A 14004-nucleotide genomic window follows, 5' to 3' on the forward strand; every position below is an offset into this window, starting at 1 on the left:
CCTCAACCCCTTTTTTAAATTTTTTCCAAAATAAATTCTTTTTTTTTGGAGATAATAATACCCTATATTTAGGCGGGATAGGAGGGGATATTATGAAAATTAAGGATTTATTTGCTGGTTTACATGTTGAACTTTGCACTGACGAATTAAGTGAAGTTACTTCTGTAACTGTAGATTCAAGGGAAGTACTGGATGGCTCTCTTTTTGTAGCTTTGTCTGGAGCAAATGTAGATGGACATATATTCATTGAGGAGGCAATCAATAAGGGCGCCACTGCAGTAGTAGTTAATAGATCTTTTATGAAGAACAACAAAATCGTAAGTAACCTAAGGAGTAAATTAATAATAACTAAAGACACAAATAAAATACTTGGGATTTTGGCTTCAAGGTTTTATAATAACCCAACTGGAAAGCTAAAAGTAGTTGGTGTCACTGGTACAAATGGGAAAACCACGGTTACTCATCTTATTGCAAAATTGCTAAGGGACAAAAAAAGTAAAGTGGGAATTTTGGGAACCATGGGACATAATACTGGAGATGCTACTTATGCGGCAAAGAATACTACTCCTAATGCACTTGAAACTCAAAAAATGGCCCACGAATTGCTAGTTAGTGGTGGTGAATACCTGTGTATGGAAGTTTCTTCACATGCTGTGGCAAACCATAGGGTTAAGGGGACAGATTATGATATAGCTGTCTTTACTAATATAACTCAAGATCATTTAGATTTTCATAAAACATTTGAGAATTATAGACTGGTTAAAGGAATGTTTATTACCTCCCTAGGAACACAAGGAGAGAAAAACGGTAAGGGTAAAATGGTTATACTAAACGGAGATGATCCAAATTATAGTTATTTTCAATCAGTAAGTCTGTGCACACTGATCACTTACGGAATTGATGGGGACTTTGACGTGGCTGCACACAATATTGAAATCTCGTTGAAATGCACGAAATTTAGTCTGAAAACATGGAAAGGAAATATAGAGATTGAAACAAAATTAGTTGGGAAGTTTGGAGTTTACAACTGTTTAGCGGCTATTAGTGTTGCATTAATAGAAGGGATGTCATTAATAGAAATACAAAAAGCTTTTCGTAACATAGATGGTGTTAGTGGGAGGTTCGAACGGGTTAGGTCTAATGGAGATTTTGTTGTTATTGTAGACTATGCCCACACACCTGACGGATTAGAAAATGTTCTTAAAACTGCAACTATTATAAAACAAAATAGAATTATTCTTGTTTTTGGTTGTGGGGGAGATAGAGACAAAGGTAAAAGACCTATAATGGCACAAATAGCAGAAAAATACGCTGATTTTTCCATTGTAACCAATGATAATCCGAGAAATGAAGACCCTGAAAAAATTATTGATGATATTATTGGGGGATTTAAAGATAGTAAATATGAAATAATATTAGATAGAAAAAAAGCCATCGAGAAAGCTGTAAAATTTGCCCAAAAAGGTGATATAATACTAATTGTAGGAAAAGGTCATGAAACATACCAAATTATCGGTGATAAGACATATGAGTTTAATGATAAATCTGTGGCCGAATATATAATAAGGGAGCTTGATTTAAATGAGATTGACAGTAAATGAAATAGTGGATTTTACTAATGGTGAGCTATTGACAAACAATGGTGGAATTGTTATCGAAAGTTGTGTTATTGACAGTAGAAAAGCTTCGCCCAATTCCATGTTTGTTCCTTTTGTGGGGGAAAATGTGGACGGTTACTCCTATATAAAAAGTGCTATAGAAAAGGGATGTAAGTGTGTATTAATAGAGAGCGAAAGATATTTAGATAAAGATCTTAACTGCCAATTCATATTAGTGGAAAACAATCAATCTGCACTGCAGAAATTAGCTGAAAGATATAGAGAAAAGTTGTCTACCTTTGTGATCGGTGTTACAGGTAGTAATGGGAAAACTACTACAAAGGATCTGGTTGCATCTATAGCTAAGGGTAAAGGAAAAACACTTAAAACCCTAGGCAATTTAAATAATGAGCTAGGTCTTCCTCTGATGATTCTCCAATGTGAACCACATCATGAAATAGCTGTACTGGAAATGGGAATGAGTCAATTGGGTGAAATTGACCTATTGTCAAAAATAGGAAAGCCTAATGTGGGAATCATAACTAATATAGGTGAATCCCATCTAGAACATTTAAAAACTAAAGATAATATTCTAAAAGCTAAAAGCGAAATTTTTAATCATATGTCCCAAGATGGTGTCGCTATTATAAATGGTGATGATGAATATTTAAAGAAAATATATTCACAATTACCACGAAGGATAACCTATGGTTTGTCAAAAGAAAACGATTTATGTGCATACAATATAACTAGCTATAACCATAAAACAACTTTCCAAGTTAAGGGTCTAGGATATGATTTTAGTGCATCCATACCACTTTTAGGAGATCACAACGTAATAAATAGCTTGGCCGCCATTGCAGTTGGCCATGTACTAAAATTAGATGAAAAGCTCATAATTCAAGGATTAGTAAGTCCTGAGATGACCAGTATGAGAACCGAAATTATAAACTTAAGAGATGACTTGGTTGTAATTAATGATTGTTACAATGCCAGTGAAACATCAACTTTAGCTGCTCTTAAGGTTTTGAAAGAGTACAAAGGCGCAAGTGGAAGAAAAATTGCTATTTTAGGTGATATGCTTGAACTAGGAGACTATAGCGAAGAGGCACATTTTAATGTTGGTGCTTTTGCTGCCTCAAATAATGTAAGTACCATCATAGCCATTGGACAGTTTAGTGGGGATATTTTAAAAGGTGCTCAAGGTCAAGGTTTCGAAGGGGAAATGGCTAAGTATAAAGACTCTCACGAGGCTGCCAGAAACATTATGCACCATATTAGGCAAGCTGATACAGTATTAGTGAAAGGTTCCAGGGGAGTTAAAATGGAAGAAATAGTTGCGATGATTAAGGAGGAGTTTTAATGGAAGAGAGAGCACTAATATTTACAGCACTTACTACTTTTTTCGTCGGTATATTAACAGCACCTATATTCATCCCCCTTCTAACTCGACTCAAAGTTGGTCAGAGCATAAGGGAAGATGGACCCAAAAGCCACATGGCAAAATCAGGGACCCCAACTATGGGTGGTGTTATATTTTTGGCAGCCACCCTGGTGGGAGTGTTGATTTTTGGTAAAAGGGACCCATTGATATTTATTGCACTATTTGCTACCATTGGTTATGGCATAATAGGTTTTTTAGACGACTACATAAAAGTAGTCCTAAAAAGATCCTTGGGACTAAAGGCTAGGGAAAAACTAATGGGACAACTTTTAGTAGCAATACTGATTTTTGTTGCACTAAGATCCATAAATCATAGCACAGCTGTTTTAGTACCCTTTTTTGGGGAAATTGAATTAGGTATACTATACTTACCATTTATTTTAATTGTATTACTTGGAACTAGTAATGCCACTAACTTAACTGATGGAGTTGATGGTTTGCTAGCTGGAACCTTTGCCTTTTCAATAATAGGTGGTTTTTATATTTCCATATCTCAAGGGCAGACAGGATTAGCTATCTTCTGTGTTGCTCTTTTAGGTGGAGTTTTAGCTTTTTTAGTTTACAATGTTAACCCTGCAAAAACCTTCATGGGTGATACAGGGTCGTTGGCATTAGGTGGAGCCCTTGCCACCATAGCAATTTTAACAAAAACTGAACTACTATTAATTCCCCTAGGTGGAATTTATGTAATAGTAACATTATCTGTAATAATACAAGTTACATCCTTTAAGTTAACAGGAAAAAGAGTATTTCGCATGTCACCATTACATCATCATTTTGAGTTACTAGGATGGTCTGAATGGAAGATAGTTTTAGCTTTCTGGTCTGTACAATTATTATTCACCTTGACAGCAATTGGTCTGTGGATGAGTTACTATAGATAAGGAGATGTATATATGGATTTTCAGGATAAAAATGTTTTAATCATAGGCTCAGGAAGAACAGGTACAGGTATAGCAAAAGTTCTAAAAAAGCTAGGAGCAAATGTTTTAGTAAACGATGGTGGAGAAGAGAGCAAGCTGGAGATATACTTAAAACAGCTTAGGGAACTAGGTATCGAGTATGTTATTGGACACCACCCAAGTTACTTGTTAGATAATAAACCAGACTTCATTATTAAAAATCCTGGAATACCCCTAGATACTCCCTTTCTGCAAGAATGTATCAGTAGAAACATACCCGTCTTTACAGACATAGAATTTGTAAATAGTATAAATAGCGCCCCTGTTATAGCTATTACCGGTACAAATGGCAAAACAAGTACCACAAGTTTTGTAGGACATATGTTCAAAGAGGCTGGAAGAAAAACTGCAGTTGGAGGAAATATAGGTTTTTCTTTAGCAGAACAAGTGTATCAAAAGGATTTAGAGCTTATTGTTGCAGAAGTCAGCAGCTTCCAACTGGAATGCACAAAAAGGTTTAGACCAAAAATATCTTTAATAACTAATTTTTCTCCAGATCATTTAGATAGACATAAAACATATGATGAATATATTAACCAGAAGAAAAAAATCTTTTTGAATCAAACCTTTGAAGACTTTGCAATACTTAACCACGAAGACTCTGTTTGTAAAAAAATAGCCAAAGAATGTAAAGCTCAAGTCTATTGGTTTGATACTAAGAATAAAGTAGAACAAGGAGTCTATGTAAAAGAGGGAAATATCTTCTGGTGTAAAGATAATATTGACGAAGTAATTTGCAGCTCAAATATTTTAAAGGTACCAGGTAATCATAATTTACAAAACATCGCTTCAGGGATAATTATTGGTAAAATAATGGGCCTAACTAACAATCAAATTGTAGAAGCTGTATTATCCTTTGTAGGTGTAGAACATAGACTAGAATATGTTGACACCATACAAGGGGTGAAATACTATAACGATTCAAAAGCTACTAACACAGACTCCACCCTTAAAGCCTTAGATTCATTTGAAAAGAAAGTTATAGTTTTGTTAGGTGGTTATGACAAAGGTGAAGATTTTGCCAAATTAGCCAGTTATGTTATGACAAAAGCTAAGAAAGCAATAGTTTTTGGAGCTACTGGGGATAAAATCAGAAAATCCCTAGATGACGCGAAATACACTAGCTACCATCAGGCAAAAACCTTTGAAGAAGCAGTTAAGTTGTCCAAAGAACTCTCAAGGGAAAATGACATTATTTTGTTATCACCAGCTTGCGCAAGCTGGGATGAGTTTGACAACTTTGAAGAAAGAGGGAAGGCTTTTAAGGAACTAATCTATAAATAGGGTGGTGGGAGAGATGAAAAGGAAACAATCACCAGACTCTGTCCTTATAATTGTTACATTTATTTTATTAGGTATCGGTCTAGTGATGGTCTTTAGTTCAAGTTATCATCAAGGGATGAATAGATATAATGATGGTCTTTATTTTTTGAAAAGACAAATGTTATATGCCATTATTGGACTTGTGGGAATGTATGTATGTTCTAACTTTAATTTTTGGCAATGGAGAAAATTTATTACGCTATTTTTCTTTTTAAACTTTGCACTATTAATAGCTGTAAAAATACCAGGAATCGGGGTTGTTAGAAACGAAGCACAAAGATGGATTAATTTAGGATTCATGCAATTTCAGCCCTCTGACTTTACAAAGTTTGCATTGATATTATTTTCTGCAAACTATATGGCAAACAAAGAGCGTTTAACAAAGTTTTTTACTGGAATTGTACCGCTCCTCACAGTAGTTGGTCTATCCTTTGGACTAATTATGTTACAGCCTGACTTAGGAACAGGTATTTCCATAGTGGGTACAATTGGTGTTATGTTGTTCGCCGCTGGAGCAAAGATGGGACACCTTATTGGGTTAGCATCCCTTAGTATACCAGGTCTAATTTATTTAGCCACTTCCGCAAGCTATAGGCTTAAGCGTTTAACCATATTTATGGATCCATGGCAGGACCCTACAGGGGGTGGATGGCAGGTGATTCAATCACTATATGGAATTGCAGGGGGTGGCTTGCTAGGTGTGGGCCTTGGACAAAGTAGGCAGACAATGGGTTTTTTGCCTGAACCCCAAAATGACTTTATTTTCTCTATTATTTGCGAGGAACTAGGTTTTCTAGGAGCAACTTTCATCATAATTTTGTTTGCTATTTTAGTTTGGCGTGGGTTTGACATTGCAATAAAATCAAACGATACATTCGGAAGCTACCTAGCCATGGGGTTAACAGCAATGATTGCCCTGCAAGTTATCATAAATATAGGTGTAGTAACTTCGTCTATGCCTACAACAGGTATAACGTTACCTTTGATTAGTTATGGTGGAACATCACTGATGATTACACTGGCAAGTTTAGGAATTATATTAAATATATCTAGATACATAAATTAAGAATGAAATTGGTGTAACCTTTAAAAAAATTGGGCATAAAATGGATAATGTAACAGAAGGGAAATGGTTTTTAAATGCAGACACTAAAGGACCAGCTAACTAAAGTATTAGGCAAAACAGTGACTTTTGCTGAAAAAATGTATAAACATACCACAATTAAAATTGGAGGTTCTGCAGATATACTAGTTTTAGCAGATGATGTTGACACAATAATAAAAACCATGAAACTGGCGCGCGAGAAAAACCTAGATGTATCTATAATAGGTAATGGTTCAAATCTTATAGTAAGCGACCAAGGGATCAGGGGAATAGTTATAAAAGTTTACTCTAGCGAACAAAAACCTATTGTCGACGGGCAAAAGGTTGATGTTTTCAGTGGTTTCCCATTGGGGAAATTGATTAATTTTACTATCCAAGAAGGGTTGGGTGGGCTAGAGGGATTAGTAGGTATTCCTGGAAGTTTCGGTGGGGCTTTAACCATGAATGCCGGAACCGGAACCACTGAAATTGGTCATATGATAAACTGGGTAAAGGTGATAAATAAAAAAACACTAGAGGTTGAAACTATACCTAAAGAAGAAATGGGTTTTTCTTACAGAAAGTCTATTATTCAAAATGGTTGCCATGTGATACTAGAAGCACAACTCCAGCTTATGCGTGGAAGTTCTCGTGACCTAAAAACCATTAAAAATGAGATTATAAAAAAGAGGAATAAGAAACAGCCAGTTCAATTCCCCAATTCTGGAAGCATATTCAAAAACCCTCCCAATGATAGTGCTGGACGGCTAATTGAAGCCACAGGTTTAAAAGGTTACACTATAGGTGATGCACAAATATCTGAACAACATGCAAACTTTATTGTAAACATAGGGCAAGCAAAAGCATCTGAAGTTGTAGAACTAATGAATGTAGCAAGAAAAGAAGTAAATAAAAAATTCAATTTAGTTTTACAGCCTGAAGTTAAGTTTATGGGCGGGGGGTTAAAATTAGAGGAGGTTTAACCCCATGGAAAAACTAATTATAAAAGGAGGAAACCCTTTAGTAGGAGAAGTCACTATACCCGGAGCAAAAAACGCTGCTTTACCAATTTTGGCAGGAGTTTTATTGAGTGAAGACCAGTGTCTGATCGAAGATGTTCCTGATTTATCTGATGTTACCATGATGCTGAAAATTCTTGAGAGTCTAGGGGTTAAGGTAGAGTATAATAAAGCTCAAAAAAATATAGCCTTAGATGTAACAGGTGCTAACAATTACGTAGTACCAGATAAATTAATGCGTTCTATGAGATCATCAATATTTCTAATGGGTCCTTTGTTAGGTAGATTTAATAATGTGAAAGTATCATACCCAGGGGGATGTAATATAGGCAATAGGGCAATAGATTTACATCTTAAAGGATTAAGTGCACTAGGGGCAAAAATAGTTGAAAGGCACGGTTATATAACTGCAACCTGCGATGGTTTAAAAGGTGCGGAAATATATTTAGATTACCCTAGTGTTGGTGCTACGGAAAATATCATGATGGCTGCCTGCAAGGCACAAGGTGTTACAGTAATTAAAAATGCAGCTAGAGAACCTGAGATAGTTGACTTAGAAATATTCTTAAATAAGATGGGTGCAAAGGTATCCGGCGCAGGAACTGCTGAAATTAAAATCATTGGAGTAGATAAATTATCCCATTGTCAGCATAAAATCATTTCTGATAGAATTGTAGCTGGGACTGTAATGATGGCAGCTGCCATGACCGGTGGAGATGTGACAGTGAACAATGTAATTCCTGAGCATATAGACTTAACTATCGTTAAGTTGAAGGAAATGGGAGCCATAGTTACACAGTGTGATAATAAAATCAGAGTACAAGGCTCTAAAGCTTTAAAGGCCGTTGACCATATAAGAACGGCTCCATACCCAGGATTTCCCACAGACATGCAAGCAATTATGATGATAGGTTTATCTATGGCCGAAGGAACTAGTATTATAATAGAAAACGTATTTGATGGTCGCTTTAAGCATGTTGATGAATTTCGAAGAATGGGGGCATCCATAAAAACTGACAACAGAACTGCAGTCATTAGGGGTGTAAAACAGCTAACGGGTGCTTATGTGGAAGCAACGGATCTACGGGCAGGAGCAGCCTTAGTAATAGGTGGATTAGCAGCTGAAAACACCACCACCATTGAAGGTGTTTTCAACATCGATAGAGGTTATGAGAGAATTGAAGATCTCTTTACTCAAATTGGAGGAAATATAAGAAGAATTGATGATTAGGGGGAGAATATGAGAAGAAGACAAAGTATTACACCAAAAAATCAGAAAAAGCCATATGCTAATAATGTGATCGACTTCTCTAAGAAAAAGAGAGATATGTCCCACATAATATCAAACAAACCTACTAAGAAGAAAATTATAAATTTTGACGGTGTAAAAGTTATTAAGGTTGTTTCAGTATTTTTCCTGCTTTTAGTAGTAGCCCTGTCATTTCACATATTTCTAAACTCCAACCATGCCACAATTCAGAGTTTGAGCTTAGATGGGAATTTCTTGCTTGAAGAGCAAGAAATTCTCGATCATTTGCCAAAAGTAGGACAAGCCAATTTTTTTTCAACGAGTAATGATCATTTTGAGGATTCCATAAAGGAACTTAAATGGATTAAGGAAATTCATGTAGATAGGAATTTCCTGGCCAGAACCATTGATGTAAGTATAGTTGAAAGGCGTCCATTGTATAAAATCATGAGAAACAATGAGACCCAAATAATTGATGAAGAGGGTGAGGTGTTACCCAATCTATCATCAATTGTTGGTCTAAGTGTTCCCATAGTAATTGGTCAAGAAAGTGCTAGTTCTTTTCCAGAATTAGCAGAGACGCTAAAACATTTGCCAAACCATTTTCTACACGCTGTTGCGGAAGTAAATATTGAAAGCCCCAACTCAATTTATCTTTATACATTAGATAATTTTACTATTCAAATTGGTGAATTCAGAAATCTTACACAGGAAAAAGCGGAAGAAATTATTCAGATAATGAACATACAGAAGAATCAAAATCAAAAAGGAACTATCGACATTAGAGGCAGAAATATAATTTTTAAACCTGTGGAGGGATAAGTAAGTGAATAGAAAACAAAGTTCTACTTTAGCACTCACATTGATCTGTTTAATATTGGGTTTTATGATGGCCATCAATTTCAGAACCCAACAAGATGTGGAATTGACCACTGGTGTGAGAGATACAGAATTAAGAAGTAAAGTTATAGAATTGGTTAATAAAAATGAGAATCTAGAGACACATATTAGTGAGTTGGAAAGATTGCTAAATGAGTATAGGACTAAATCCGTAAGTGGAGAGAGCACCGCAGAAATACTAACACAAGAGTTAGATCAAATTAGACATTTAGCAGGGCTAACGGATGTGAAGGGGCAAGGTGTTGTGGTTACAATAAATGACGCCACAAGCGAGTCTAATCAGTACGAGGATCCAAACCTTTTTATTGTACATGATGAAGACCTCTTAAACGTAGTTAATGTACTAAAAGCTGCAGGAGCGGAAGCTATTTCTGTAAATGGGTTAAGGATCGTCGCCCAAAGTGAGATCTCATGTGCCGGGCCAGTAATTTTGGTAAATCAAACCAGGCTTGCCCCGCCTTACGTTGTTTCTGCAATTGGTGACATGAGGAACCTAGAAAGTTCCCTTAATATGCGTGGTGGTATAGTAGAAAAACTACGTTTTTGGGGAATAGAAATAGAAGTTGATGTGTTAGAAGATGTTTTTGTTCCTTCCTACAAGGGTAAAATTGACTTCAAATTTTTACAGCCTGTAAAGGAAGGTGAATAGTATGTTATTGCCTATATTAGGTCTGCTTGTTGGATTAACACTGGGATGGACCTCTACAATCTCCGTACCACTTCAGTACGCACATTATTTATCCATTGCACTTTTGGCTGCCCTTGACTCAATTTTTGGTGGAGTTAGGGCATACTTAGAGGAGAATTATGATAATTACGTTTTCATGTCAGGATTTTTTGGGAATATCATTTTAGCTGCTCTTTTGGTTAATCTAGGAGAGAGATTTGGTGTAGATCTATACCTAGCTGCTATATTTGCTTTTGGTGTTAGACTCTTTCAGAATCTTGCAATTATGCGGAGAATACTGCTTAATAAATTTTTCTCAAAAAAATAAAAAAATATCTAAAAATAAAGAGGAAATTGACGTTAATGTGTTGAATTTATATTGTGTTAACTTTTTGTTTACCTGGGGAGGTGAAAGATTTGCCACGGAATAAATCAATTATAGCAAGCTTGGATATAGGTACATCAACCACTAAGGTTATAGTGGGAGAACAAGATAGAGATGGCAATGTTAACATTATCGGGATTGGACAAAGTAAGTCCCTGGGATTGAGGAAAGGTTCTATAGTTGACTTAGATGGAACAGTTAAGTCAATCATAGAGGCAGTTGAACAGGCAGAAAGAATGATAGGTGTCGAAATCGATTCTGTTTTTGTTGGAATTTCCAGTGCCCATATACAAATGTTAAAGAACCGAGGAGTAGTTGCTGTTTCCGGTGAAGACAAGGAAATCTCTGAGTATGACTATGACAGAGTACTTCAGGCTGCCAAAGTTGTTGCGATTCCTCCTGAAAGAGAGATAATCGATAGCATACCAATAAACTTTATAGTAGATGGTTATGACGGCATTAAAGATCCTGTAGGTATGATTGGTGTACGCCTTGAAGTGGAAGCTCTTATTCTTACAGCTACCACAACTGCAATGAGAAACTTACGTAAATGTGTGGAAAGAGCAGGTCTTGCTGTTGAGAACTTTGTACTTAGTAGTTTAGCAACTGGTGAAGTAGCTTTAACACCAGATGAGAAAGAGTTAGGTGCTGTACTTGTTAACATTGGGGGAGGTACCACTGAGGTAGCTATTTTCCAAAATTCAAACCTAATGGATAAAATCGTAATTCCTGTGGGTGGAGACCATATAACCAGCGATATCTCCAAAGGCTTGAGAATACCTCTAGCTGAAGGTGAAAAAATAAAGCTGAAATTTGGTACAACTTTATTTGATGAGAACGATAGGGGTTTCGAAATAACCACAGTAGGTAAAGAAACTGTTACTGTAAGTACAAACAAACTTACTGGTATCATTGAGCCTAGAGTCCAAGAGATTTTTTACCTAATTAAGAAAGAGCTTAGTAAACTAGGGTATGATGAAATTATGCCAGGGGGCATAGTTTTAACTGGTGGAGTTGCTTCCCTACCAGGGATTGCTGAATTGGCTCAGTCACAACTAGGTGGTAACGTTAGAATTTATCAACCACAATTCATCGGAGTTGCTGACCCAGCATTTACAACTGGTACAGGAATTATTCAGTATGTAGTGAGTAATTCTATACTGCCCTCTACACCTCAAAAATCAAACAGTGTAAGTCAAGGATTCTTTGACAAAATTAAAGTACTATTTAATGAATTTTTTCGTTAATAACAGGAGGGAATATACATGTTTGAGTTCGATATGGATATGGAACAGTTTGCCCATATAAAAGTTATTGGTGTTGGTGGAGGCGGTAGTAACGCTGTTAATAGAATGATAAGTGCTGGGTTAAAAGGTGTTGACTTTATAGTGGTCAATACAGACGCCCAAGCTTTACATCAATCTCAAGCAGATGTAAAACTACAAATAGGAGGGAAAATCACTAGAGGTTTAGGTGCTGGTGCAAATCCTGATATTGGCCGTCAATCTGCTGAAGAAACTAGAGAAGAGATAGCAAATGCACTGAAGGGTGCAGATATGGTTTTTGTGACTGCCGGTATGGGTGGAGGAACAGGAACTGGTGCGGCTCCTATAGTGGCAGAGATTGCTAAAGAGCAAGGTGCTCTAACAGTTGGCGTTGTCACAAAGCCCTTTAACTTTGAAGGAAGAAAGCGTCAGAATTTCGCTGAAAAAGGTATAGAGAGCCTAAAGGAAAAAGTAGATACATTAATCGTGATACCAAATGATAGACTACTTCAAATTGTTGAGAAGATTTCAATGTTAGATGCCTTTAAAATGGCAGATAATGTTTTACTACAAGGTGTAAAGGGTATTTCTGATCTTATAGCGGTACCTGGTTTGATTAATCTTGACTTTGCAGACGTTAAAACAATCATGAAAGATACTGGTTCTGCTCTTATGGGTATTGGGACAGCTACTGGCGATAAAAGGGCTGAGGATGCAGCTACACAAGCTGTTTCTAGTCCACTTTTAGAAACATCTATTAACGGAGCTAAGGGTGTACTTTTAAACATCTCTGGTGGTGCTGACTTAGGTCTTCATGAAGTTCAAGCTGCAGCTAGTGTAGTTGAGAATTTTGTGGATAGTGAGGCAAACATTATCTTTGGTGCCGTTATTGATGAAACCTTAGGTGATGAGATAAAAGTAACCGTTATCGCAACTGGTTTTGATGAACCAAAAGCAGACAAAATTAAAAGTTTCACTGACTGGGATGTTAACACCTTCGATGGAGAAGATTACGACATACCTGCGTTTATGAGAAAAAAATCTAACAAATAATACATAAAAAAGAGCCACTGGCTCTTTTTTTATGCTCTTAAAAGGGACTTAATATATGACTTTTTATTATTGCATAGGAAATACACAAAATGCGACAAAAGAAATCATTATTTTTTATATATCTCTGTCAAGTTTAGACACGTTTTGCACAATGTATGTGCTAATATATCATTTAAAGGGGGGGATAAATCTTGATTATGTATCTAGATTTAACATTTATCGTGAATTTTCTACTTTGCTATATTATATTGCAGCTTCAAGATTTTATTTACCCACAAAAAATTCCTTTCACTAGAAAAGTAATTGCTTCAATTGTCGGTTCAAGTTACAGCATTTTACTTATGTTATGGCCAAATATTTTCAACAATTTGTTGATAAAGACAATCTTTTTTCTATTAATAGTATATATAGTTTTTGGCAATAACCCTTTAGCTTCAATAATAAAAAAAGGAATGTCCTTATTAATAGTTTCTTTCATTGGGGCAGGGTTACTTTATTGGATGATGTTAGAGAGGGATGGACCACTGTTTATATTAAATCCAATACTAGATGCAAGAAAAATTACTGTCATTATCATTTTATTTGTTGGTTTAGTCATATTTCCACCTATGGTAAGAATATTTATAATAAGTGTAAAAAGTTTATTTAACAATAAGAACTTGTATTGTGACTTGGAAATCTTAATGGATAAAAGTGTTTTTAGCATCAAAGGGTTTGTTGACACAGGTAACTCCCTCTATGACCCTATCACAAAACTTCCTGTGGTTATTGCAAGGGGGAAAATCTTTAAAAACTATCTCGGTGAAGAATGGACTAAATGGTTTGAACAAGAAGAGATGTGGTTTATCCCCACTAATTCAAAACAAAGAGTCTTTTTTGTTCCTTTTAGGTCAATGGGGGGAGAGGAGATGTTAGTGGCTATAAAGCCTAAGGAAGTTAGCCTAATTAACAAAGGTAAGAAAACAAAAGTTGAATGTTTAATTGCCCTGTGTTTAAAAGAGAAGCGGATGCATCCTGAATTTGATGCATTGATTCATCCTAGTATAGTATTTTAA

At 35.9% G+C, this 14004-nt stretch carries 13 protein-coding genes; all 13 read left to right on the forward strand.

All coding sequences use genetic code 11. The annotated features are described in order from the left end of the window. The first annotated feature begins 92 nt into the window (after window positions 1–92). Complete coding sequence (locus HYG86_RS16725) at window positions 93–1601, forward strand: UDP-N-acetylmuramoyl-L-alanyl-D-glutamate--2,6-diaminopimelate ligase (RefSeq protein ID WP_213166693.1); 1509 nt, start codon at window positions 93–95, stop codon at window positions 1599–1601. Next, window positions 1582–2961: a UDP-N-acetylmuramoyl-tripeptide--D-alanyl-D-alanine ligase gene (locus HYG86_RS16730; protein ID WP_213166694.1), complete on the forward strand. Its 1380-nt coding sequence runs from the start codon at window positions 1582–1584 to the stop codon at window positions 2959–2961. The genes HYG86_RS16725 and HYG86_RS16730 overlap by 20 nt, the downstream gene beginning before the upstream one ends. Beyond that, window positions 2961–3926 carry a phospho-N-acetylmuramoyl-pentapeptide-transferase gene (gene mraY / locus HYG86_RS16735; protein ID WP_213166695.1) on the forward strand — a complete coding sequence of 322 codons (966 nt, stop codon included), beginning with the start codon at window positions 2961–2963 and terminating at the stop codon, window positions 3924–3926. The genes HYG86_RS16730 and mraY overlap by 1 nt, the downstream gene beginning before the upstream one ends. A gap of 12 nt (window positions 3927–3938) precedes the next feature. Continuing rightward, window positions 3939–5288 (forward strand): UDP-N-acetylmuramoyl-L-alanine--D-glutamate ligase, encoded by a 1350-nt coding sequence (gene murD / locus HYG86_RS16740; protein ID WP_213166696.1) that lies wholly within the window; start codon window positions 3939–3941, stop codon window positions 5286–5288. A 13-nt stretch (window positions 5289–5301) separates the two neighbouring features. Further along, complete coding sequence (gene ftsW / locus HYG86_RS16745; RefSeq protein WP_213166697.1) at window positions 5302–6393, forward strand: putative lipid II flippase FtsW; 1092 nt, start codon at window positions 5302–5304, stop codon at window positions 6391–6393. 74 nt (window positions 6394–6467) lie between these two features. Next, window positions 6468–7394, forward strand: a complete 927-nt coding sequence (gene murB / locus HYG86_RS16750; protein ID WP_213166698.1) for a UDP-N-acetylmuramate dehydrogenase — start codon at window positions 6468–6470, stop codon at window positions 7392–7394. A 4-nt stretch (window positions 7395–7398) separates the two neighbouring features. Further along, window positions 7399–8661 (forward strand): UDP-N-acetylglucosamine 1-carboxyvinyltransferase, encoded by a 1263-nt coding sequence (murA, locus tag HYG86_RS16755; protein WP_213166699.1) that lies wholly within the window; start codon window positions 7399–7401, stop codon window positions 8659–8661. A gap of 9 nt (window positions 8662–8670) precedes the next feature. After that, window positions 8671–9501 carry a cell division protein FtsQ/DivIB gene (locus tag HYG86_RS16760; RefSeq protein WP_213166700.1) on the forward strand — a complete coding sequence of 277 codons (831 nt, stop codon included), beginning with the start codon at window positions 8671–8673 and terminating at the stop codon, window positions 9499–9501. Window positions 9502–9505: 4 nt separating this feature from the next. Then, a complete protein-coding gene (locus HYG86_RS16765; protein WP_213166701.1) occupies window positions 9506–10228 on the forward strand; it encodes a DUF881 domain-containing protein in 723 nt (240 codons plus the stop codon). Between the two features lies 1 nt (window position 10229). Beyond that, the gene (locus tag HYG86_RS16770) at window positions 10230–10574 is read left to right on the forward strand and encodes a small basic family protein (protein WP_213166702.1); all 345 of its coding nucleotides are present in this window, start codon (window positions 10230–10232) and stop codon (window positions 10572–10574) included. 89 nt (window positions 10575–10663) lie between these two features. Then, complete coding sequence (gene ftsA / locus HYG86_RS16775) at window positions 10664–11878, forward strand: cell division protein FtsA (RefSeq protein ID WP_213166703.1); 1215 nt, start codon at window positions 10664–10666, stop codon at window positions 11876–11878. An 18-nt stretch (window positions 11879–11896) separates the two neighbouring features. Then, window positions 11897–12949, forward strand: a complete 1053-nt coding sequence (ftsZ, locus tag HYG86_RS16780; protein WP_213166704.1) for a cell division protein FtsZ — start codon at window positions 11897–11899, stop codon at window positions 12947–12949. A gap of 197 nt (window positions 12950–13146) precedes the next feature. Next, window positions 13147–14004, forward strand: a complete 858-nt coding sequence (locus HYG86_RS16785; RefSeq protein ID WP_246451981.1) for a sigma-E processing peptidase SpoIIGA — start codon at window positions 13147–13149, stop codon at window positions 14002–14004.

Source organism: Alkalicella caledoniensis (assembly GCF_014467015.1).
Lineage (GTDB): Bacteria > Bacillota > Proteinivoracia > Proteinivoracales > Proteinivoracaceae > Alkalicella > Alkalicella caledoniensis.